Origin of the sequence: Devosia ginsengisoli (assembly GCF_007859655.1) — a bacterium.
Lineage (GTDB): Bacteria > Pseudomonadota > Alphaproteobacteria > Rhizobiales > Devosiaceae > Devosia > Devosia ginsengisoli.
Window position 1 is genome coordinate 1,170,202 of the sequence record NZ_CP042304.1, and the last position, 20,900, is coordinate 1,191,101.

Below are 20,900 nucleotides of genomic sequence, written 5' to 3' on the forward strand. Positions count from 1 at the left end.
TCTACTGCACGTTCAGCCTGATGCTCAGCTCGCGCAACTGCTTGGCCGAAGCCTGGCTCGGTGCGCCCATCAGCAGGTCTTCGGCCTGCTGGTTCATCGGGAAGGCCGTGATTTCGCGCAGGTTCTGCACGCCGCACAGCAGCATCACGATGCGATCCACGCCGAAAGCCGCGCCGCCATGCGGCGGAGCGCCATACTGGAAGGCGCGATAAAGCCCGCCAAACTGCTCCTCAACCTCGTCGCGGCTCTTGCCGGTCAGTTCGAACGCCTTGACCATGGTCTCGGGCAACTGGTTACGGATCGACCCGGAGGCGATTTCGTAGCCATTGCACACGGCGTCATACTGATACGCCTTGATGGTCAGCGGATCCTGGCTGTTGAGCGCATCGATCCCGCCCTGCGGCATGGAGAAGGGATTATGCGCGAAGTCCACGCGCTTTTCCTCTTCGCTCCACTCGTAGAACGGGAAGTCGACGATCCAGCACAATGCGAACTGCTCGGTATCCACCACGCCCAGGTCCGTACCCGCCTTGGTGCGGGCATCGCCGGCAAACCGGTAGAACTTTTCCGGCCGCCCGCAGACGAAGAACACGGCATCACCGTCCTCAAGCCCGAGCTGCGCTTTGATGGCCGCCGTCCGTTCCTCGCCGATATTCTTGGCGATGGGGCCGGAGCCCTGCCCGTCCTTGAAGAAAATATAGCCCAGACCCGGCTGGCCCTCGCCCTGCGCCCAGGCATTCATGCGGTCACAGAATGCCCGGCCGATCGGCTCGGCACCCGCCTTGTTCTTGGCCGGAATGGCCCAGACTTCCACCTTGGGATCGACCTCGATCTGCCCGGCAAACACCTTGAATCCTGACCCGGCGAAATGCTCGGTCACCGCCTGCATTTCGATCGGGTTGCGCAGGTCCGGCTTGTCCGAACCATATTTGCGGATCGCCGTGTCATAGGGAATGCGCGGCCAGTCCTTGGTCACGCGCTTGCCCTCGGCAAACTGCTCGAAAATATCAGTGATGACAGGCGTCATCGTGTCCCACACATCTTCCTGGGTGACGAAGCTCATCTCCAGGTCGAGCTGGTAGAATTCGCCCGGCAGCCGGTCGGCGCGCGGATCCTCGTCGCGGAAGCATGGCGCAATCTGGAAATAGCGGTCAAAGCCCGCCACCATCAGCAACTGCTTATACTGCTGCGGCGCCTGCGGCAGCGCGAAGAACTTGCCGGGATGGATGCGTGACGGCACGAGGAAATCGCGCGCGCCTTCCGGCGAACTCGCCGTCAGGATCGGTGTCGAATATTCGGCAAAACCCTGCTCGGCCATGCCCGATCGCATTGCCGCGATCACCTTGGTGCGCTTGACCAGGTTGGCATGCAGCTTCTCGCGGCGCAGGTCGAGGAAGCGGTAGCGCAGACGGATGTCCTCGGGATATTCCGCATCGCCGAATACCGGCAGCGGCAATTCCTTGGCCGCCGACAGCACTTCGATCTCGCGGATGAATACTTCAATCGTGCCGGTGGGCAGGTTCGGGTTCACCGCCGCCGCATCACGCAGTTTCACTTCGCCATCAATGCGGATCACCCATTCCGAGCGCACCTTTTCGGCAGCGGCGAAAGCGGGAGAATCAGGGTCGATGACGGCCTGCGTCACCCCGTAATGGTCGCGCAGGTCGATAAACAGCAGGCCGCCATGGTCGCGGATGCGATGCACCCAGCCGCTCAGGCGCACGGTCTGGCCGGCTTCCTTGGCAGTGAGGGCCCCGCAGGTATGCGAGCGGTAGCGATGTGAGGTCATGTCGAAACTCTGGGAAAAGGCCTGAATCTTGGGCGGGAAAAGCGCATGGGAGCCCCCGCTTGTCAAGGCGGACGCGCCCCGAAGCATGCCGGCTCACCGCCCGCGCGCTAACCCTTCCGGAACACTCAACAAATCCTGTATGGAGTGGACCTGCTGCACCTGCTAGGAAGAATATTGACGAATTTGAGACGGACGCCGGTATGGACCTCATAGTTTCCACAGATGTGCTCGCCGCTTTCTGCGAGCGCGCTGCCAAGTTTGATTTTGTGACGGTTGATACCGAATTCCTGCGCGAAACCACTTACTGGCCGAAACTCTGCCTTATTCAGGCGGCGACCGATGACGAAGCGGTGTTGATCGACCCGCTGGCGCCCGACCTCGACCTGTCGAGCTTCTTCGAGCTTTTGGCCAATCCTGCTATCACCAAGGTCTTCCACGCCGCACGGCAGGATATCGAGATATTCGTCAAGCTGACCGGCAAGGTCCCGGTCAATCTCTTCGATACCCAGATCGCCGCCAGCGTCTGCGGCTTCGGCGACAGCGTGTCCTACGACAATCTGGTGCGCTCCATCACCAATGTCGAACTCGACAAATCCTCCCGCTTCACCGACTGGTCGGCTCGCCCCCTGAGTGAAAAGCAGCGCCTCTACGCCGTGGCCGACGTCACCCACCTGCGCGACATCTACCGCGAATTGCGCAAGCAGGTCGACGCCACCCGGCGTTGGGACTGGGTCGAGGACGAACTGGGCGTGCTGCGCAGCATCGACACCTATGTCGTCCAGCCCGAGCAGGCCTGGGAACGCCTCAAGATGAAGATCAATCGTCCGCGCGACCTGGCGGCTCTGAAAAAGCTCGCCGCCTGGCGCGAAAAGCGCGCCCAGGACAGCGACCAGCCGCGCAGCCGCGTCCTCAAGGACGATGTGCTGTTCGAACTGGCCATGCAGCGCCCGCTGACCGCAGATGCCTTCGAAAAGCTCCGCGCCGTTCCGCGCGGCTTCGGCCGTTCTTCGGCCGCTGCCGAAATCATGGCCCTGCTGAAAGATGTCGAGGCTCTGCCCAAATCCGACCTGCCCACCATGCCCGAGCGCTATCGCGGCCCCTCGCCCAAAGGCGCCGTCGGCGACCTCATCCGTGTGCTGCTGAAATCGGTCGCCGAACAACACGGCGTCGCCGCCCGCATCCTGGCCACCTCCGACGATATCGACGCCCTGGTGCTTGACGACGAAGCCGACGTCCCCGCCCTCAAGGGCTGGCGCCGCAAGCTCTTCGGCGACAAGGCCCTCGACATCAAGCACGGCCGCATCGGCCTCGTCGCCACCCGCAAGGGCGTCCTGGAATTCGCCGTCAAGGACGCAACGCCGGCTGAGTAGCCCAGGTTGGAGTCTGCACCGCGCGCTGCTATATTCTAGCCATGCGTAACCTGAGCCGTGAAAAACTCCTGGCCGAACTGCGCGCTCTCCGCCCCGAACTGGAGCGGGAGGGTGTGAGTCATCTCGGCCTTTTCGGCTCTCGTGCCCGTGGCGACAACCGCCAGGACAGCGACATTGATCTGCTCATGGACCTGAGCCCTGGCGAGAGTCTTTCCCTGCTGGACATCATTGGTATTGGACATCGGGTGGAGGATCGGGTCGGGCTTCCCACGCACATCGTGTTGCGCCGCAGTGCTCCAGAGCGCTTTCTGACCCGCACTGCACCCGACGAGGTTTCCGTCTTCTGATGTCAGTACGCGTCTATGACCGCCTGCTCCATATCGAGGAGAATATCCGGCTGGTGCGGCAGTTGCTTGCCGGTCGCACCCATCGCGGAAGTCGAGGTTGATCCAATCATTCGCGCGGCGCTCGAACGATATCTGGAGATCGTAAGCGAAGCCTCACGATACATTCCGCCCGAGATGCAGCAGACATATGGTTCGGATGTGCCGTGGCGAGCAGTGGCGGACTTGGGCAACATCCTCAGACATGCTTACCACATGACCGACCTGCCGGCACTGTGGCGCATCTACCAGCAGGACCTTGACCCGCTCGAAGCTGTCGTCAAGGCTATGCTGGCTGATTTGGACCCGGACGCCCCTACGCTACCCGCACCGCCGAAGTCTTGAACCCCGCCACGCCGGCAAACTGGTCCAGCCTTCCCTGCAGATGCTCGCCATCCAGAAAAGCCAGGTCGCGCGGCAGGATCAGGGACAGCTTGTTGCCATCCACCTCGAAGCGGATGCGCGGCAGGATGCCGGGCATGGCGGCCGTCATCGGATAGGCCACGCGGAACAGCGCCCCGATCAGCCGCGCCCGCGCAGTCAGCTCCGCCGAACCAAGCCCGACCAAGGGCGCGGCCGTCTTGCTCTTGAGCCCGTCATAGCGCACCGCCATGACCTGCGCGATAAACGAACGCCCCGGATGATCCACCCCGGTCAGCGAGCCATAGGCCACGGCATCGACGCTTTGCGGCCCGCGATAATCGGGATGCGCGCGCCAGCCGATATCGGCCAGCAGGCAGGCCACGATCCGCAGCCGCCGCAGGGCATCACTCTCCGCAACGCCGGAGGCCGCAAGGAATTGCCCGGTAAATTCCACCAGGTCGCTGGCATGGGCCGGCGAGCGCGAGCGCAGCACCGAAAGCTCCTCAGCCCCCTGGATCAACGGGTCGATCTCCTGCTCGCGGCCATCGAGCAGGCCATAGAGATAGCCCTCGCGCACACCCAGAGCCGAAAACACCACATTGGCGAACTGGCCGGCCTTGAGCACTTCGGCCATGACCGCCGCGCCGAATGGCACCAGCTCGCGCCGCGAGGAACTGACCTTCTCGGCGCCCGGATAGGATTTGAGCGAAGAACCGCCGGTAATCTCCTGGCAGAACGCGATCATGTCATCGACCGGCACGACATAGTTCTGCACCATATGCAGCGGATACCCCCGCACCATCTGGTGCAGCTTGGCCAGCGAGCGCCAGGTGCCGCCAATTGCCGCGAACGACCCGCCCGCCGCCGCGCCGGGCAGCGCCGATTGCTGCAACCGCTCCCGCACGATCTCGGCCGCCTGCAGCGCCGAGCCATTGCTGTCGTCCTGCAGCCGGATCACCCCGATCTCGAAGGATTCGCCATTGGTGTCCGTACCGCCATTGATATGGGACAGCTCGAGGCTCCCGCCCCCCAGGTCGCCGACAATGCCGGAAAAGCCGGGAATGCCCGCCACCGCGCCGAGCGCCGCAAAATGGGCCTCCTGCTCGCCGCTCAACACCTGCACCTTGCTCTCGATCAATGCCTCCACGGCATCGACGAATTCCTGCCGGTTGGCAGCGTCGCGCACCGCCGACGTGGCCAGCACATGCACCCGGCCAACCCGCATCATGCGCGCCACCAGGGCGAAGCGTTTGATGGCGTTGAGCGCCTGCGCCATATTGGCGTCGGCCAGCCGCCCGGTGCGGCCCACGCCGCGCCCCAGTGCACAGGCCGATTTTTCGTTGTAGAGCGGCGTCAGCGCCCGGGCATGGCGCTCATAGACCACCAGACGCACCGAGTTGGACCCGATATCGAGTACCGCCACGGGCTTGGCGCCCTTGATACGGCCTTGCGCTGTCGGGTCGGCATCGACGCCCCAGAATTGATTCAAGCCAGGCCCTCTTCGCCTTCGCCGCCGGCACTGCCGCGTCCCGACAGCGACGGATTGGTCATGAAGTAATCATGCGCGTTGAAGAGTTCTTCCCCTTCGGCCGGGCGCACGCGATGCGAACTGCCATCGGGCAGTACTTCCCAGCTCTGCTGATTATCGCGCAGATAGGCAACCAGAATCCGGTCCAGAATCTGTTTATGCACGGTGTTGTTGAGGATCGGCACCATCACTTCGACGCGGCCGTCCAGGTTCCGGCCCATCAGGTCGGCCGATGAAATATACACTTTGGCGCGTGGATTGGGCATCGCATCGCCATTGCCGAAACAGTAGATGCGGCTGTGTTCGAGGAACCGCCCGACCACCGATTTCACCCTGATATTGTCGGAAAATCCGGGAATGCCCGGCCGCAGGCAGCAAATACCGCGCACGATGAGATCGACCTTCACGCCGGCCTGGCTGGCGTCATAAAGCGCATCGATGATCTCAGGGTCGACCAGCGAGTTCATCTTGAGCAGCACGCTGGCCGGCTGGCCCTTGCCGGCCAGCTCGATTTCGCGCGCAATATCGTCCAGCAGGCGCTGCCGCAGGTTGACCGGCGAGACCGCGATCGTCTCGAGTTCGGTCGGCCGCGCATAGCCAGTGATGAAGTTGAACACCCGCGCCACATCCCGCGTGATGGCCGGGTCGATGGTGAAATAGCTGAGGTCGGTATAAATCTTGGCCGTAATCGGGTGGTAATTGCCGGTGCCGATATGGCAATAGCTCACCAGCTTGCCCTTTTCGCGCCGCACCACCTGGCTCAGCTTGGCATGGGTCTTCAGCTCGATGAAGCCGAACACCACCTGCGCCCCGGCCCGTTCCAGGTCGCGTGCCCAGCGGATATTGGCTTCCTCGTCAAACCGCGCCTTGAGCTCCACCAGGCACGTCACCGACTTGCCGGCTTCTGCCGCCAGCACCAGCGCCTTGATGATCGGGCTGTCGGCCGACGTGCGATAGAGCGTCTGCTTGATAGCCACCACGTCGGGGTCACGCGCCGCCTGCATCAGGAACTGCGCCACCACGTCGAAACTCTCGAACGGGTGATGCACCAGGATATCCTTGGCCCGGATCGCCGCAAAACTGTCCCCGCTATAGTCGCGGATGCGCTCGGGGAAGCGCGCATGATAGGGCGTGAACTTGAGGTCCGGCCGCTCCAGGTCGCAGACCTTGCGCGCATCGGCCAGGCCCAGAAAGCCCTGCACCTCGAACACTTCGCTTTCCGTGACTCCGAGCTGCTCGCTGATCTGCCGCTTGAGCGCGCGCGGCATCGAGCTCTCGATCTCGAACCGGATCACCTGCCCGCGCCGCCGCTGCCGCAACGCCGTCTCGAACTCCACCACCAGGTCCGCCGCCTCGTCGTCGATTTCGATTTCGCTGTCGCGAATGATGCGGAAGGCGCCGGAGCCGACCACTTCATGGCCGGGAAACATCTTGTGGAAGAACAGTTTGACCAGCGTGTCGATGGTCACCACTTCGCTGCGCCCTTCCGAAACCAGCCCGGTCGGCAGCGTGATGAAACGATCGAGATTGCCGGGAATGCGCACCAAAGCGGTCAGCGGCAGGTCATTGTCCGGCCGCTTCAGCTCGAACGCCAGCGCCAGCCCCAGATTGGGGATGAACGGGAAGGGATGCGCCGGGTCCACCGCAATCGGCGTCAGCACCGGGAAGATTTCCTCACGGAACAGCTTCTGCAGGTAGTTGACCTGGTCGGTGCTGAGATCATCCGCTTCGTGGATCACCACATTCTGCGCAAACAGTTCCTCGCGCAGGTTCTGCCAATGATCCTGCTGCTCCAGTTGCAGGTGCTGGGCCAGCGTGGCGATCTCTTCCATCTGCTCGGCCGGCGTCAGCCCGTCGGCGCTCTGCCGCGTCAGCCCTGCTCGCATCTGCCCTTTGAGCCCGGCGACGCGCACCATGTAGAATTCATCGAGATTGTTGGCCGAAATGGAGACGAAGCGCAGCCGCTCTAGCAGCGGATGGTTGAGGTTGCCCGCCTCTTCCAGCACGCGCATGTTGAATTGCAGCCAGCTCACCTCGCGATTGACGAAGCGCGCCGGGCTGCTGCGCAGCGCCTCGACATCGGGGACCGAGACTTCGGTATCGGCGAACTCGCTCATCTCATTCATCGTCTTCGGTATCCCAGTCCTGTTCCTGGCTCGCCCCGCCATGCACGATCCGGCGGCGGTCGAGCGCATCGGCGGCGATGCTGCGGGTAATGGCCGTCCCCTTGGCCAGCGCGAGGCGGTCCATGAGGTCGGCAAGGCTCACCACTTCCTCGGCGGAACGCTCCATGCGCGCCACCAGATAGGCGATAATCCTCGGATCGACCTTGATCTGCCGATCCCCGAACAATTTCACGAACATCTGTGACAATTGAATGTCGTCCGTCAGCTCCAGCGCATAGGCGGTCGCCCGCCGCGCCCGCGAGCGCACATCATCGGTCGCCAGCGGCCAATTCGCAATGTCTTCCCGCGCCGTCAGCAGGATCGGCCGCTGTTCGCGCATCGACTGGTTGAGCAGGTGGAACAGCCCCGCCTCGTCATAATCCAGCCGGTCCACATCCTCGACGATGACAGGCACCACGCCCCCTTCGGTCGCCAGCGCCTCGAGGTCGCCCGTGCCGGCATAGCGGGCGCCGCTGCGATCGGCGAAAATCCGTGCCAGATGCGACTTGCCCGATTTGGCCGGCCCCACCAGCAGCGTCACCGGGTCGGGCCAGTGCGGAAAGGCCATGATGCGGCCATGCGCGAGCGCGTTACCTTTCCCCACCAGGAAGTCGGCCGCGTCATGGGAAGGCGTATGCCCCAGCTCCAGCGTCAGCTGACCCTTGGGCCCGCCATTGTCAGGGTTTGCCGGCAGTGCCATCGGGCCCACCATTTCGGCCGAGATAAAGCGTGCTTTCCTTGTATTTGCGCACACCGTAACGCACCAGCACCGAGGCGATAGCCGCCATCGGCACCGCCAGCAGCAGGCCGACAAAGCCGAACAGCGCCCCCAGCCCGAGCAGCGCGAACATCATCCACACCGGATTGATGTTGATCGAGGACCCGACCAGCTTGGGATAAAGAATATTGCCCTCGATGAACTGCCAGAACAGGAAGATGCCGGCCACGGCCGCCACCATCCACACATCGCCCGAATACTGCACGATGGCGATACCGACCGACAGCCCGAACCCCAGCGCGAAGCCGACAAACGGGATGAAGCTCAGCAGCCCCCGATCAGCCCCACGGCCAGGCCGAAATTCAGCCCGAACAGGCTGAGCGCGGTCGCGTAGAAGGCCGCATCGAGCAGCAGCACGCCGCCCTGCCCCCGGATAACCCCGGCCATCGACTTGTCGATATCGCGCAGGATTGTCTGGATTTCGCCCTTGTGCTCCTGCGGCAGCAGGCTCTCGATGCCGCGCACCATGCCTTCCCAGTCCAGCAGCATGTAGAATGCCACCACCGGGGTCAGCACCGTAAAGCCGATCACCGCCGCACCGGTCAGGCCGATATTGACCAGTTCGCCCGGCAGCGTGGCAATGAAACCCAGCGCCTGCCGCGCCAGGTCGTTGATGCTGGTCTGCACCTGCGCCGCCCGCTCCGGCCCGAGCCATTCGTTGATTTCCGGCGACCAGCGCGCAAACAGCGCCTGCAGGTCCGCCACGAGCGCGGGGGCGCCCCGCAACAGTTCGATGATCTGCTGGCCGATCAGCGGCACGAACATCAGCAGCACGCTGACCACGATGGTGATGACGCTGAGCAGCACCACGGTCGTCGCCCAGCCGCGATTGAACCGCCACTTCTGTAACTGATTGACCAGCGGGTTCAGCAGATAGGCCAAAGCCGCGCCGACGATGAATGGCAGCAGGATGCCGCGGAACAGCCACAGCATCAGCACCAGCACGACGAGAAAGCCGACCCAGATCAGCACTTGATTTCGTAGTGTCATGATGCCGGGCGGCCCTTGCGTCGGTTGGGTTGAGAAGCTATCAGGCCCTCTAGCTTCCGGCTCCGGCGTTGGCAACCGCCTTGGTCTTCCGGTAACGGCTTTACGCACGCTTTCCCCACTACGGTCCGAGGCCAATGTCCGATCCGCAAAACCTGCCATCAAACGGTCTCTCATACAAGCAGGCGGGCGTCGATATCGATGCCGGCAATGCACTGGTGGAAGCCATCAAGCCCGCCATCCGCTCCACGCGCCGCCCCGGCGCCGATGGCGAAATCGGCGGCTTCGGCGGATTGTTCGATCTCAAGGCGGCCGGTTTCACCGATCCGGTCCTGGTCGCCGCCAATGACGGCGTCGGCACCAAGCTCAAGATCGCCATCGATACCGGCAATCACGGCACCATCGGGCAGGACCTGGTGGCCATGTGCGTCAACGACATCATCGTGCAGGGTGCCGAGCCGCTGTTCTTCCTCGACTACTTCGCCACCGGCAAGCTCGATGTGGAACAGGGCACTGCCATTGTGTCAGGCATTGCCGAAGGCTGCCGCATTGCCGGCTGCGCCCTGATCGGCGGCGAAACCGCCGAAATGCCCGGCATGTATCACGGCAACGATTATGACCTGGCCGGCTTCGCCGTCGGCGCCGCCGAGCGCGGCACCCTCCTGCCCCGCCCCGATATCGCCGAAGGCGACACCCTGGTCGCCATCGCCTCCTCCGGCGTGCATTCCAACGGCTATTCGCTGGTCCGCAAGATCGTCGAGCTCTCAGGCATCGACTGGTACATGGACGCGCCCTTCGCCCCCGGCCAGTCCCTGTCCGAAGCCCTGCTTACCCCCACCCGCATCTATGTGAAGCCCTTGCTGTCAGCCCTCAAGGCCGGCATTGGCATCAAGGCGCTGGCCCACATTACCGGCGGCGGCTTCATCGACAATATCCCCCGCGTCCTGCCCGATCACCTCGCCGCCCATGTCGATCTCGCCGCCATCACCGTGCCCAAGGTTTTCGGCTGGCTCAGCCATGTCGGCGGCATGAGCGAGCGCGAAATGCTGCGCACCTTCAATTGCGGCGTCGGCATGCTGGTCGCCGTCACCCCCGACGATGCGCAGAAGCTGGTCGACCACCTCACCGCCTCAGGCGAAACCGCCGCCGTAGTCGGCAGCCTCACCGCCCGTACCGGCGAGCCCGTCACCTTCGACGGCAAGCTGGCGCTGTGAGCCGCAAGCGCGTTGCCATCCTGATTTCGGGCCGCGGTTCCAACATGTCGGCGCTGATCGAGGCCGCAAGAGCCCCCGATTACCCCGCCGAAATTGTCGGCGTGCTCTCCAATCGCGCCGCCGCCCCCGGCCTCGCCATTGCCGCCGCCGACGGCATCGCCACGGCCTCCCTCGCCCAGAGCAAATTCCCCAGCCGGGACATGTTCGAAGACGTCATGACCCAGATCCTCGAAAGCTGGAATGTGGACATCGTCTGCCTCGCCGGCTTCATGCGCATCCTGGGCGACGACTTCGTCAATCGCTGGGCCGGCAGGATGATCAACATCCACCCCTCCCTGCTGCCCCTCTACAAGGGCCTCCACACCCACGAACGCGCGCTGGCCGACGGCGCAAAAGTCCACGGCTGCACCGTCCATTTCGTCACGCCCGGCCTCGACGAAGGCGCCCCCATCCTGCAAGCCGAAGTCCCGGTCCTGCCAGGCGACACCCCCGAAACCCTCGCCACCCGCATCCTGGTCGAGGAACACCGCATCTACCCCCAGGCCCTCCGCCTGCTGGCAAGCGGCGCGATTTAGCACGATAGCTCCCCAACCCCGGTGTCATCTCGGCCTTGAGCCGGGATCCATCCTGAGATGTCGCCGCCGACATGATCGGAGGATGGGCCCCGGCTCAAGGCCGGGGTGACATTGAGCAAGGGGCACAATCTCGCCAAACGCGATCTACCCTATCACCGATTTTGATCGCCCCCATCGTCAAAATCGGTTCGACCTTTGTTCTCCCCAGGCGTAGCGTCCGCTTCCGACAAGGGGAATCGCCATGGCTTCGCGCGACTGGTTCTGGATCATCCTGCTGGGCGCCATCTGGGGCTGCTCGTTCATTTTCAATGCCGTGCTGATCCGCGAGATCGGCCCGCTCTGGGTCACCAGCTTCCGCGTGGCCATTGGCGCGCTGGGCTGCTGGCTGGTCATGCTCGCTTTGCGCAAGCCGATCCCGCGCGATCCCGCTCTGTGGCTGCAGCTGGGCCTGCTCGGCGTCGTGGCCTATGCCATCCCCTTCGCGCTCTTCCCGCTGGCCCAGGCCCATTTGGCCAGCGGTATCGCCGCCATCATCAATGCCCTGACCCCGATGGTCACGGCGCTGATTTCCCATTTCTGGATCGGCGGCGAAAAGGCCACCCGCACCAAGTTCACCGGCGTCGCCATCGGCTTTCTCGGCGCGGCCCTGCTCGTGTCCCCCGCCCTGTCCTCGGGCGGCAGTTCCCATCTCTGGGCCGTCGCCGCCTGCCTGGGCGCCACCCTGTGCTACGCCCTCACCCTCAACATCACCCGCAGCTACAAGCATGTCGAGCCGACCGCCTTCGCCTCGATCGCTTTGACCGGCGCGGCTGTGATCGCCATACCCGTTGCCTTCTTCACCGAGGGCGTGCCCGTCATGACCCGGCCGGAAACCTGGGGTGCGGCGCTGGCCATTGGCCTACTGTCCACCGCCTTCACCTTCCAGATCATGTACCGCATCCTGCCGCGCGTCGGGGCGACCAATTTCGCCACCACCACCTTCATCGCGCCGATTTCGGCGCTGATCCTCGGCGTCACCCTGCTCGGCGAAACCATCCTGCCCATCCAGGTCGCCGGCATGCTGGTGATCTTCCTCGGCCTGCTGTTCATCGATGGCCGCATCGGCGCCATCTGGCGCCGCGCCGCCGCCTGACCGGAGACCATCCATGCCCCTGCGCTATTGGCTTCTCATCATCATGCTCGGCGCGGTCTGGGGCTGCTCCTTCCTGTTCAACGCCATCCTGATCCGCGAAATCAGCCCGCTCTGGGTCTCGGCGGGCCGCGTCACCATCGGCGCTGCAATCTGCTGGGTCTATTTCCTCGCCATGCGCAAGACTCTGCCCAATGACTGGCGCATCTATGCCCAGTTGCTGGTCCTCGGCATTCTCAACTATGCCATTCCCTTCGCGCTCTTCCCCTTTGCCGAGCAGACCGTAGCCAGCGGCATTGTCGGCGTCATCAATGGCCTCACCCCGATGAGCACCGTCATCGTCTCCCAGCTCTGGCCCGGTGGCGAAAAGGCCACCTGGAACAAGGTGGTCGGCGTCATCATCGGCTTTATCGGCGCCGTCATCCTGGCTTTCCCCTCGCTGGGCGCTGGCGCCTCGGCCCAGGTCATCGGCCTCCTCGCCGCCATGGGCGCCACCCTCTGCTACGCACTCACCCTCAACTATGCCCGCCGCTTCAGGGATATCGACTCCGCCGCCGTCGCCACCTGCTCGCTGACCGGGGCGGCCCTGCTGTCAGTTCCCGTGGCCCTGCTGTTCAGCGGCATGCCGGTCATCACCCGCCCCGAAACCTGGGGCGCGCTTTTTGGCATCGGCGCCTTTTCCACCAGCATCAGCTTCCTGCTGGTCTATTGGCTGCTGCCGCGCGTCGGCGCCACCAATCTGTCGCTCAACACCTTCATCACCCCCATCTCGGCCATCCTGCTCGGCGCGCTGGTGCTGCACGAACGCCTCGACCCGGCCCATATCGCGGGCATTGTGGTGATTTTCATCGGCCTGATCTTCATGGATGGCAGGCTGGTTCGTCGGCGCACCGCCGCGGCTTAGCGGGAACTGCCGCGCAAGCTGTCCGTTGCTCCCTCAGGAGCATGCCATGAACCAGCCCAGACCCGATATCGATCCGCGCCCGCAGCCGGAAATCATTCCGCAGCCCGAGCCCGCGCCGCCGCAGCCCGTCAATCCGGTGCCCCCGCATCCCCAGGAACTGCCGGATACCCCGCAGCCCGTCGAGGATCCGACGCCGGGCCAGCCGGCGCCCGAACCGGGTCCCGGCACGGATCAACCGCCGACACGGAGTTGATGATGGCAAAGGACCACAAACCCGACAAACCCAAGGCGCCACCGCCCGACCGGGTCCCCGCAATGCCCGTCGGCCTGCCGACCGGCGATGCCGAGCACCCGCATACATCGCCGCTGCGTCACGGCGAAAAGGAACCCATCGATCCCAATCTGCCGCCCGAGCCGGAGAATGATCCCAACCCCTAGGGAAATCCCCCAGTAGCCCTCATGGTGAGCCCGTCGAACCACGAGGCGTGGCACCAGGCCTCCACCAACCCGACCTCATGGTTCGACAAGCTCACCATGAGGTCTCCAGGGCCTTCGCTATTCGATGCCGAGCTTCTGCTTCATCAGATCGCTCAGCGCCTGCGGGTTGGCCTTGCCGCCCGAGGCCTTCATGGCCTGGCCGACGAACCAGCCGATCATGGTCGGCTTGGCCTTGACCTTCTCCACCTGGTCGGGATTGGCGGCGATGATCTCGTCGACGATCTTTTCGATCGCTCCCATATCGGTTACCTGCTTCATGCCGCGGCGCTCGACGATCTCTGATGGTTCGCCCTCGGGCTCCTCGGCAATGATCACCTGCAGCAGGTCCTTGGCGCCCTTGGACGAAATCGTTCCCGCCGCCACCAGGTCGACGATCCCGGCAATCTGGCTCGGCTTGAGATGGGTTTCCCACACCGCCAGCCCCTGGCTGTTGGCATAGGCCGCCACATCGGCATTGAGGATATTGGCCACGGCCTTGCCATCGCGCTTGCCGCCGCCAAAACCCACGCAGCTCTCGTAATAATCCGCCGTCTCGTGATCCAGCGTCAGCACCATGGCGTCATAGGCGGTCACGCCATACTCGCCCACGAAGCGCGCCTTCTTCTCATCCGGCAGTTCCGGCAGCTTCTCGGCCAGCATCGCAATGAACGCGTCATCGAATTCCAGCGGCAGCAGGTCCGGATCGGGGAAGTAGCGATAGTCATGCGCTTCTTCCTTGGAGCGCATCGAACGCGTCTCGCCCAGCTTGGGGTCGAACAGCCGCGTCTCCTGGTCGATACTGCCGCCATCTTCCAGAATGTCGATCTGCCGCCGTGCCTCATATTCGATAGCCTGGCCGGCAAACCGGATCGAGTTCACATTCTTGATTTCGCAACGCGTACCGAATTCGCCACCCGGCTTGCGCACCGACACGTTCACGTCGGCGCGCATGGAGCCCTGCTCCATATTGCCGTCGCAGGTACCCAGATACCGCAAAATGGTCCGCAGCTTGCCCAGATATTCCTTGGCTTCTTCAGACGAGCGCAGGTCCGGCTTGCTGACGATTTCCATCAGCGCCACGCCCGAGCGGTTGAGGTCGACAAAGCTCATATTCGGATGCTGGTCATGGATCGACTTGCCCGCATCCTGTTCCAGATGCAGCCGCTCGATGCCGATCTCGATCTGCCCGTCCGGCATGTCGAGCAACACCTTGCCCTCGCCCACGATGGGGTCCTTGAACTGGGATATCTGGTAGCCCTGCGGCAGGTCCGGATAGAAATAGTTCTTCCGGTCGAACACGCTGCGCTTGTTGATCGCCGCCTTCAGCCCCAGCCCGGTGCGCACGGCCTGCCGCACGCATTCCTCGTTGATAACAGGCAGCATGCCCGGCATGGCCGCATCCACGAACGACACGTTGGCATTGGGCGGATTGCCGAACTCAGTGGAAGACCCCGAGAACAGCTTGCTCTCCGACGTCACCTGGGCATGCACTTCCATGCCGATAATGACCTCCCAGTCACCGGTCGAGCCGGCAATGAAGCTCTTGGGATTGGGCGTGCGCGTGTCGATAAGGGTCAATTGAACGTCCTGAGGCGATGCAAGTTTTGCTTTCAAAACGCATAGTTGGAAGGTCGCCGCGATGCAACGCCTCTTCCCCTCTCCCCTTGAGGGAGAGGGACGATATTTCTGCGTTCAGCAGAAATATCAGGGTGAGGGGTGCTGCGCTCGCCCATGCTTCAATGTTGGCGGAAACAACCCCTCATCCGCCCGGAGCCTGTCTTCGGGCGCTACGCGACCCGGAGGGGCACCTTCTCCCTCAAGGGGAGAAGGAAAGAAAGGACTAGTCCTCGTCCTCGATCTCCCCCTCGAACGGGTTCAGCCTTTTCTCCAGATGCACGCTCATGAACGGCTCATGCGCCGCCCGTCCGTCCGGCCGCAGCGCCAATATCCGATAGCCCTGCTTCTCGTAAAACCGCACCGCCCGCACATTGTCGGCCGGCGTTTCCAGTTGCACCCGTTCGGCGCCTTCCAGCTCCAGCATGCTCTCCATGCGCCGCAGCAGCGTCGAGCCCAGCCCGTGCCCCTGCAATTCCGGCATCACGAAAAGATAGGGAATATAGGCCCGCCGCGCCGAGCGCGAACACCAGGCCACCACGATCCCGTCCACCTCGGCCACGATGATCCGGCTCAGCGTTTCGGCCACCGCCTGCGCCAGCCGGCGCTGCTCGGCCTGCTTCATGCCGGGCTGTTCGGTCAACAGCGGAAAAATTCCGCTCTCCCAGGCGCGATAGGCAATATCGGCCAGCCGGCGGGCATCGGACGTTTCAGCCTTGCGAATGGAAATGCCCGCCATGATGACCTCCTAGGACTGCTCGACAGTCAACTCAGGTCGAGCCGGGTGCCGATTGGTCCCTAGCGGCGCCGCGCCGCGATGATGCCCTTCTCGTAGTTGATGTTCCAGTCGATCAGGGTCCGCCACACAAGTTCGGCCTGATCCTCGTCGAGATCAAGGGCCAAACTGCGGTCGCGTACTTTGGCAATCACCGCCTCGATGCGGGCCGGGTCGCGCGCCTCATGCGGATCGGTCTTGATCTGCGCCATCCGCGTCACATAGCGGTGCCGCTCGGCAAACAGGTTCAGCAGCGCCTGGTCCACGCGGTCGATCTCGACGCGGACGTCATCCTTGGTTTCGCAGGCTTCGGGCGATTTTGGTGCGGTCACAGCAGGTTCCAGTCAGTTTCGTTGTTGCTGGTTTGCACCGCCCCGGCCGCGATTTCAACCGCCCGCCTTGCGCAATTGGTCTATCCGGCGCTATCAAACCCACATGTCTAGTCAGTCTGAAACCGCCTGAAGCCCCGTCCATCTGCGACGGGGCATGAATGAACCAGTCGCCCGCCGCGCGTGATGCCGTCGGGAGATCAAGTTTGTTCGCGGATCTCTGATCCGCCGCCAACAGGCAACTGACTTTCCATGGATATTTCACGAGACGAACAGCGGGTGCTCCACGCCCTCGCGCAGGGCGGCCGCATCGCGTTGCTCAAGGACGAAGCCGGCAAGGTGACAGGTCTTGAATTCTTCAACCGCGACGGCTGGCTGATGAGCGGCCTGACACTGCTGCTTTTCAAGAAGCTCAAGGCCAAAAAGGCCATCCGCTCGCAAGGCGGCCAAGCCTACCGCATCACAAGGCGCGGCCTGGAACTGGTACGGAGCGAATATGACAATCGCTAGTGCCACATCCCCAATCTGTTCCTCCCCCTATCAGGGGGAGGTTAGGAGGGGTATCCCACAAGACTCGGCGCAGCCGCCGCCTAGTGCTTGGTAACCTCGCTCAGCGCTGCGGCAATATGCTCCCACTCGCTGCCCACGCTGGCCGTGGCGCGGCGCTTGCCGGCGCGGCGATACCAATAATCGGCATTGCCCATATCGGCCTCGATCCAGTGCATCAGCGCATGCACCCAGTCGAAGGCCTGCACGCCCTCCATGGCCTGCACGATAGTATGTGCCTGCTCCCATTCGGGGCCAACGCGCAGCCCGCCCTTCTTGAGCCACCACAGCGCCTGCAAGGGCTTGCTCATGTCCTTGGGGGGCTCGGACCAGTCGAGCGAAGTGAAGATGTCAGCGGCCATCGGTGAAACCCTTGTCGGCCCGGACGCCGCGCGCGGCGACGTCACAACCAATTTCAATTTGTGCATCCGGGCCAAATAAGGCGGAACGGTGCGGGGATCAAGTGCCACGCCCTCGTGGTTCGAGGCGCTGAAGAAGCGCACCTCACCATGAGGGCTACTTTTAGCTCGGTGTGTAAGTAGCCCTCATGGTGAGGTGCGAGCTCTTTGCGAGCCTCGAACCACGAGGGCGTGGCAGGATATTACCACCACACCTTCGGCGCAAAGTCCCCGCCAGCAGCCTTCTCGATCACCCGCCCGGCCGCAAACAGCGTCTCCTCGTCGAACGGCTTGCCGATCAGCTGCAATCCCAGCGGCAGGCCCTTGGCGTCCTTGCCGGCTGGCACGGCAATGCCCGGCAATCCCGCCATGTTGACCGTCACCGTGAACACGTCCTGCATATACATGGCCACCGGATCGGCCGCCAAAGTCTCGTCGCCAATGCCGAAAGCCGCCGACGGCGTCGCCGGGGTCAGGATGGCATCCACGCCCGCATTGAACGCGTCCTCGAAATCCTTCTTGATCAGCGTCCGCACCTTCTGCGCCTTGACGTAATAGGCGTCGAAATAGCCCGCCGACAGCACATAGGTGCCGATCATGATGCGGCGCTTCACCTCGCGACCGAACCCGGCGGCGCGGGTCAGCTCATACATGTCGGTAATGTCCTTGCCCGAAACGCGCAGGCCGTATTTCACCCCGTCATAGCGCGCCAGGTTGGACGACGCCTCGGCCGGCGCCACGATGTAATAGGCCGGCAGGGCATATTTCGTATGCGGCAACGAGATATCCTTGACCACAGCGCCTTCGGCCTTAAGCCACTCCAGCCCCTGGCTCCACAGCTTCTCGATCTCACCGGGCATGCCGTCCATGCGATATTCGCGCGGCACGCCGATGGTCAGCCCCTTCACGCCGCGTTCCACCGCGGCGGCAAAGTCCGGCACCGCAATGTCGACGCTGGTCGAATCCTTGGGGTCGAACCCCGACATGGAGGTCATCAGCAAAGCGGCATCTTCTACCGTGCGGGCGATCGGCCCCGCCTGGTCCAGCGAGGACGCAAACGCCACCACGCCCCAGCGCGAGCAGCGGCCATAGGTCGGCTTCATGCCCACCGTGCCGGTCAGCGCCGCCGGCTGGCGAATCGAGCCGCCGGTATCGGTCGCCGTCGCCCCGGCGCACAGCCAGGCCGAAACCGCCGCCGCCGAACCGCCCGACGAACCGCCCGGCACCAGGTTGGCATTGCTGCCTTCGGCGCGGAACGGGCTCACTACCGGCCCGTAATAGCTGGTCTCGTTGGACGAGCCCATGGCGAATTCGTCCATGTTGAGCTTGCCCAGCATGACGGCGCCATCGCGCCACAGATTGCTGGTGACGGTCGATTCATATTCCGGCTTGAACCCATCAAGGATATGGCTGGCCGCCTGCGTATGCACGCCCTTGGTGCCGAACAGGTCCTTGATGCCCAGCGGAATCCCTTCCAGCGTCCCGCCCTGCCCGGCCGCCAGCTTCGCGTCGCTGGCCTTGGCCATGTCGAGCGCCTGTTCCGGCGTCACCGCCACATAGGCGTTGAGGCTGGGATTGGCCGCTTCGATCGCCTTGAGATAGGCGCCGGTCAGTTCGGTAGCGGTAAAGCTCTTGGCCTTGAGGCCCTTGCTTGCGTCGGCCAGGCTCAGTTTGGTCAGGTCAGTCAAAGGGAATCTCGCTCAGATTGTCGCAGCGGTGATAGATGGTCGTCCCCGCGGGATAAAAACCTTCCGGGTCGGGCTCGATCTGGCCCACCAGTCCCAGCGCCGTGTCGGCGCTGGAGACCAGCCGGATCGTGTCTTCCCCATCGGGGGCAATGGCCATGGTATCGGCATAGAGTTCGCCCGGCAGTTCGCAGACCGCGTCCACGAACAGCACCGGCGTATAGGGCCGGCTCTTGATGTCATAGAAATTGCAGTGGAATTCCATGCCCTGGATGCCGTCCTCGAAGGTCAGGCCCAGGAAATCCATGTCCATGAAGGCATCCACGCCCTGCTTTTCCACCGCCTCGCAGGCCGCCGGATCGGTCACATAGAGCTTGGTCTGGTCAATGACCAGATCCTCCTGCGCCAGAGCAGCACTGACCGTCAGCATCAGGCCCGTGGCAATCAGTATCGTCCTCATGCGCCGACCTCCACCTTGAGCGGCAGCTCGAAAAACGCCGACCATTCGCTGTCGGGGTAGTCGAGAAACGGCCCACGCGTAACGAAACCGCTCCTGACATAAAGCCGGTGCGCCTCGGCCATACCGGGCCCGGTGCCGGTTTCCAGCATCAGCGTAACCAACCCCTTGTCCCGCGCCAGCGCCACGATGGCCTCCAGCAGCGCCGAGCCGATGCGCTTGCCGCGCACTTCAGGGTCGGTGAACATACGCTTCACCTCGCCCAGCTCAGTGGAATGAACCTTGAGCGCGCCCATGCCCACGGCCCGCCCATCCTCGTCCCGCGCCACGAACAGCGTCGTTTCGGGGCCGGCCATCTGCTCCACCGTCATCTTGAACTGGAATTCCAGCGGCGACAGCGGCAGCAAATGGTCGTTGAGCCGGGCGACGAGGCCACGCACATCGTCCTGCAAAGGCGTTTCGATGGCGATGCTGACAGCCATCTATTCGATCACCTTGGGCACCATGAAGAAATTGTCTTCGGTCAGCGGCGCATTGCTGACGATCTTTTCCGGATAGCCGCCATCGCTGATCACGTCGTCACGACGGCGCAGGCTCATCGGCGTCACTGACGTCATCGGCTCGACGCCCGCGACATCGACTTCGGCCGAGCTGCTCGACAAAGCCCAGAATGGCGTTGAGCTCATTGCGGTAGGCTTCCACCTCGCCCTCTTCGATGCGGATGCGCGCCAGGCGCCCGATGCGCTTCACGGTTGCGGCGTCGACAGACATGGGAAACTCCAGAACAGAACGGCTCGATTTGGGCCGTTATTAGCAATGGCGCGCCCAAAAAGACAATGAAAATGGCTGATGCATCGGATCAGACTTCCAATGCCATCCCCGCTTCCAGCGCCACCAGCCCCGTTCCATCCAGCCGATCCCGCAAAGCCGGGATCGCCATATCGATCGCCGCCTCGTTCCCAGCCAGCGCCAGCAGCCGCGGCGGCGCCTCATCCAGCAGAGCCCCGCCACGCCGCACCAGTCCCGCACCGTCGCCGAACAACACCACCACCGCCCCATCCGCCCAACGCCCCAGCGCCGGCACCTCACCCGCCACCAGCAGCAAGGGCGCTTCGCCAATGGCCTCCACCAGCACCGCGCCGCGTCCCGCCGCCCAGGCCTCCACCACCGGCAGGCTCTCGCCCACATCCAGCAGCCGTGGCGATCTCCGCGGCTTCCACCGCGCCGCATCGACCTCAGCCAGTTCCGCCCCGAACCCGGCAATCACCACATCCGCCCCCGACACCAGCTCCGCCGCATCGATTCCGTCAGGCGCACCCTCGGCATCCACCACCAGAATCGCCCCGCCAATGTGAATACGAACAGTCGTCCCGCCGAACCAGGTGAGTTTCATCCGCCGCTTTCCTGTCGCCAAACCGGCCCGCACCCTATAGG

Annotated in this window: 22 protein-coding genes and 2 pseudogenes; 10 read left to right on the forward strand and 14 right to left on the reverse strand. The window is 63.7% G+C overall.

What is annotated here, in order from left to right:
- Window position 1: 1 nt before the first annotated feature.
- A complete protein-coding gene (gene aspS, locus FPZ08_RS05660) occupies window positions 2-1,789 on the reverse strand; it encodes an aspartate--tRNA ligase (RefSeq protein ID WP_146289079.1) in 1,788 nt (595 codons plus the stop codon).
- A gap of 200 nt (window positions 1,790-1,989) precedes the next feature.
- Between aspS and rnd the strand changes: the two genes are divergently transcribed.
- The 3 genes from rnd (at window position 1,990) to FPZ08_RS05675 (ending at window position 3,887) form a co-directional block, all read left to right on the forward strand.
- Window positions 1,990-3,159, forward strand: a complete 1,170-nt coding sequence (rnd, locus tag FPZ08_RS05665) for a ribonuclease D (protein WP_146289080.1) — start codon at window positions 1,990-1,992, stop codon at window positions 3,157-3,159.
- A gap of 41 nt (window positions 3,160-3,200) precedes the next feature.
- On the forward strand, window positions 3,201-3,506 hold the full coding sequence (locus FPZ08_RS05670; protein ID WP_146289081.1) for a nucleotidyltransferase family protein: 306 nt from the start codon (window positions 3,201-3,203) through the stop codon (window positions 3,504-3,506).
- A 66-nt stretch (window positions 3,507-3,572) separates the two neighbouring features.
- Window positions 3,573-3,887: a HepT-like ribonuclease domain-containing protein gene (locus tag FPZ08_RS05675; RefSeq protein ID WP_186767221.1), complete on the forward strand. Its 315-nt coding sequence runs from the start codon at window positions 3,573-3,575 to the stop codon at window positions 3,885-3,887.
- Here the strand turns inward: FPZ08_RS05675 and FPZ08_RS05680 are convergent.
- From FPZ08_RS05680 to FPZ08_RS22985, 4 genes and pseudogenes are all read right to left on the reverse strand, one after another.
- Window positions 3,859-5,394 (reverse strand): Ppx/GppA phosphatase family protein, encoded by a 1,536-nt coding sequence (locus FPZ08_RS05680; protein ID WP_146289083.1) that lies wholly within the window; start codon window positions 5,392-5,394, stop codon window positions 3,859-3,861. The two genes, FPZ08_RS05675 and FPZ08_RS05680, sit on opposite strands and share 29 nt — an antisense overlap.
- Window positions 5,391-7,559 (reverse strand): RNA degradosome polyphosphate kinase, encoded by a 2,169-nt coding sequence (locus FPZ08_RS05685; RefSeq protein ID WP_146289084.1) that lies wholly within the window; start codon window positions 7,557-7,559, stop codon window positions 5,391-5,393. The genes FPZ08_RS05680 and FPZ08_RS05685 overlap by 4 nt, the downstream gene beginning before the upstream one ends.
- Window positions 7,552-8,298, reverse strand: coding sequence for a P-loop NTPase family protein (locus FPZ08_RS05690; RefSeq protein WP_146289085.1), 747 nt, complete (start codon window positions 8,296-8,298; stop codon window positions 7,552-7,554). The genes FPZ08_RS05685 and FPZ08_RS05690 overlap by 8 nt, the downstream gene beginning before the upstream one ends.
- A pseudogene (locus tag FPZ08_RS22985) lies at window positions 8,276-9,540 on the reverse strand (AI-2E family transporter). The gene FPZ08_RS05690 and the pseudogene FPZ08_RS22985 overlap by 23 nt, the downstream one beginning before the upstream one ends.
- Here FPZ08_RS22985 and purM point away from each other — a divergent pair.
- The 6 genes from purM to FPZ08_RS05725 all read left to right on the forward strand — a co-directional run bounded on the left by purM (window position 9,501) and on the right by FPZ08_RS05725 (window position 13,623).
- Entirely contained in the window at window positions 9,501-10,577 is a 1,077-nt protein-coding gene (purM, locus tag FPZ08_RS05700; RefSeq protein WP_146289087.1) for a phosphoribosylformylglycinamidine cyclo-ligase, read from the forward strand. The pseudogene FPZ08_RS22985 and the gene purM overlap by 40 nt on opposite strands.
- 44 nt (window positions 10,578-10,621) lie before the next feature.
- Window positions 10,622-11,152, forward strand: coding sequence for a phosphoribosylglycinamide formyltransferase (gene purN / locus FPZ08_RS05705; protein ID WP_246132877.1), 531 nt, complete (start codon window positions 10,622-10,624; stop codon window positions 11,150-11,152).
- A 241-nt stretch (window positions 11,153-11,393) separates the two neighbouring features.
- Window positions 11,394-12,284: a DMT family transporter gene (locus FPZ08_RS05710; protein ID WP_146289089.1), complete on the forward strand. Its 891-nt coding sequence runs from the start codon at window positions 11,394-11,396 to the stop codon at window positions 12,282-12,284.
- A gap of 13 nt (window positions 12,285-12,297) precedes the next feature.
- Window positions 12,298-13,185: a DMT family transporter gene (locus FPZ08_RS05715; protein WP_186767222.1), complete on the forward strand. Its 888-nt coding sequence runs from the start codon at window positions 12,298-12,300 to the stop codon at window positions 13,183-13,185.
- Between the two features lie 46 nt (window positions 13,186-13,231).
- Entirely contained in the window at window positions 13,232-13,438 is a 207-nt protein-coding gene (locus tag FPZ08_RS05720; protein ID WP_146289091.1) for a hypothetical protein, read from the forward strand.
- Window positions 13,439-13,440: 2 nt separating this feature from the next.
- The gene (locus tag FPZ08_RS05725; RefSeq protein ID WP_146289092.1) at window positions 13,441-13,623 is read left to right on the forward strand and encodes a hypothetical protein; all 183 of its coding nucleotides are present in this window, start codon (window positions 13,441-13,443) and stop codon (window positions 13,621-13,623) included.
- 117 nt (window positions 13,624-13,740) lie between these two features.
- Here the strand turns inward: FPZ08_RS05725 and gatB are convergent, their stop codons facing one another.
- The 3 genes from gatB to FPZ08_RS05740 form a co-directional block, all read right to left on the reverse strand.
- A complete protein-coding gene (gene gatB, locus FPZ08_RS05730; protein ID WP_146289093.1) occupies window positions 13,741-15,240 on the reverse strand; it encodes an Asp-tRNA(Asn)/Glu-tRNA(Gln) amidotransferase subunit GatB in 1,500 nt (499 codons plus the stop codon).
- A gap of 262 nt (window positions 15,241-15,502) precedes the next feature.
- Window positions 15,503-16,015: a GNAT family N-acetyltransferase gene (locus FPZ08_RS05735; RefSeq protein ID WP_146289094.1), complete on the reverse strand. Its 513-nt coding sequence runs from the start codon at window positions 16,013-16,015 to the stop codon at window positions 15,503-15,505.
- Window positions 16,016-16,074: 59 nt separating this feature from the next.
- The gene (locus FPZ08_RS05740) at window positions 16,075-16,383 is read right to left on the reverse strand and encodes a chorismate mutase (protein ID WP_146289095.1); all 309 of its coding nucleotides are present in this window, start codon (window positions 16,381-16,383) and stop codon (window positions 16,075-16,077) included.
- Between the two features lie 249 nt (window positions 16,384-16,632).
- On the opposite strand from FPZ08_RS05740, the gene FPZ08_RS05745 reads away from it, so the two are divergent.
- Complete coding sequence (locus FPZ08_RS05745; protein ID WP_146289096.1) at window positions 16,633-16,890, forward strand: YjhX family toxin; 258 nt, start codon at window positions 16,633-16,635, stop codon at window positions 16,888-16,890.
- An 80-nt stretch (window positions 16,891-16,970) separates the two neighbouring features.
- Here the strand turns inward: FPZ08_RS05745 and FPZ08_RS05750 are convergent, their stop codons facing one another.
- The 6 genes and pseudogenes from FPZ08_RS05750 to FPZ08_RS05775 form a co-directional block, all read right to left on the reverse strand.
- Window positions 16,971-17,288 (reverse strand): hypothetical protein, encoded by a 318-nt coding sequence (locus tag FPZ08_RS05750; protein WP_146289097.1) that lies wholly within the window; start codon window positions 17,286-17,288, stop codon window positions 16,971-16,973.
- Between the two features lie 239 nt (window positions 17,289-17,527).
- Complete coding sequence (gene gatA / locus FPZ08_RS05755) at window positions 17,528-19,012, reverse strand: Asp-tRNA(Asn)/Glu-tRNA(Gln) amidotransferase subunit GatA (protein ID WP_146289098.1); 1,485 nt, start codon at window positions 19,010-19,012, stop codon at window positions 17,528-17,530.
- On the reverse strand, window positions 19,005-19,469 hold the full coding sequence (locus tag FPZ08_RS05760) for a hypothetical protein (RefSeq protein ID WP_146289099.1): 465 nt from the start codon (window positions 19,467-19,469) through the stop codon (window positions 19,005-19,007). The genes gatA and FPZ08_RS05760 overlap by 8 nt, the downstream gene beginning before the upstream one ends.
- Window positions 19,466-19,948, reverse strand: a complete 483-nt coding sequence (locus FPZ08_RS05765) for a GNAT family N-acetyltransferase (RefSeq protein ID WP_146289100.1) — start codon at window positions 19,946-19,948, stop codon at window positions 19,466-19,468. The genes FPZ08_RS05760 and FPZ08_RS05765 overlap by 4 nt, the downstream gene beginning before the upstream one ends.
- Window positions 19,949-20,237, reverse strand: a pseudogene (gene gatC, locus FPZ08_RS05770) (Asp-tRNA(Asn)/Glu-tRNA(Gln) amidotransferase subunit GatC).
- An 88-nt stretch (window positions 20,238-20,325) separates the two neighbouring features.
- Window positions 20,326-20,859, reverse strand: coding sequence for a hypothetical protein (locus FPZ08_RS05775; RefSeq protein ID WP_146289101.1), 534 nt, complete (start codon window positions 20,857-20,859; stop codon window positions 20,326-20,328).
- Window positions 20,860-20,900 lie beyond the last annotated feature (41 nt).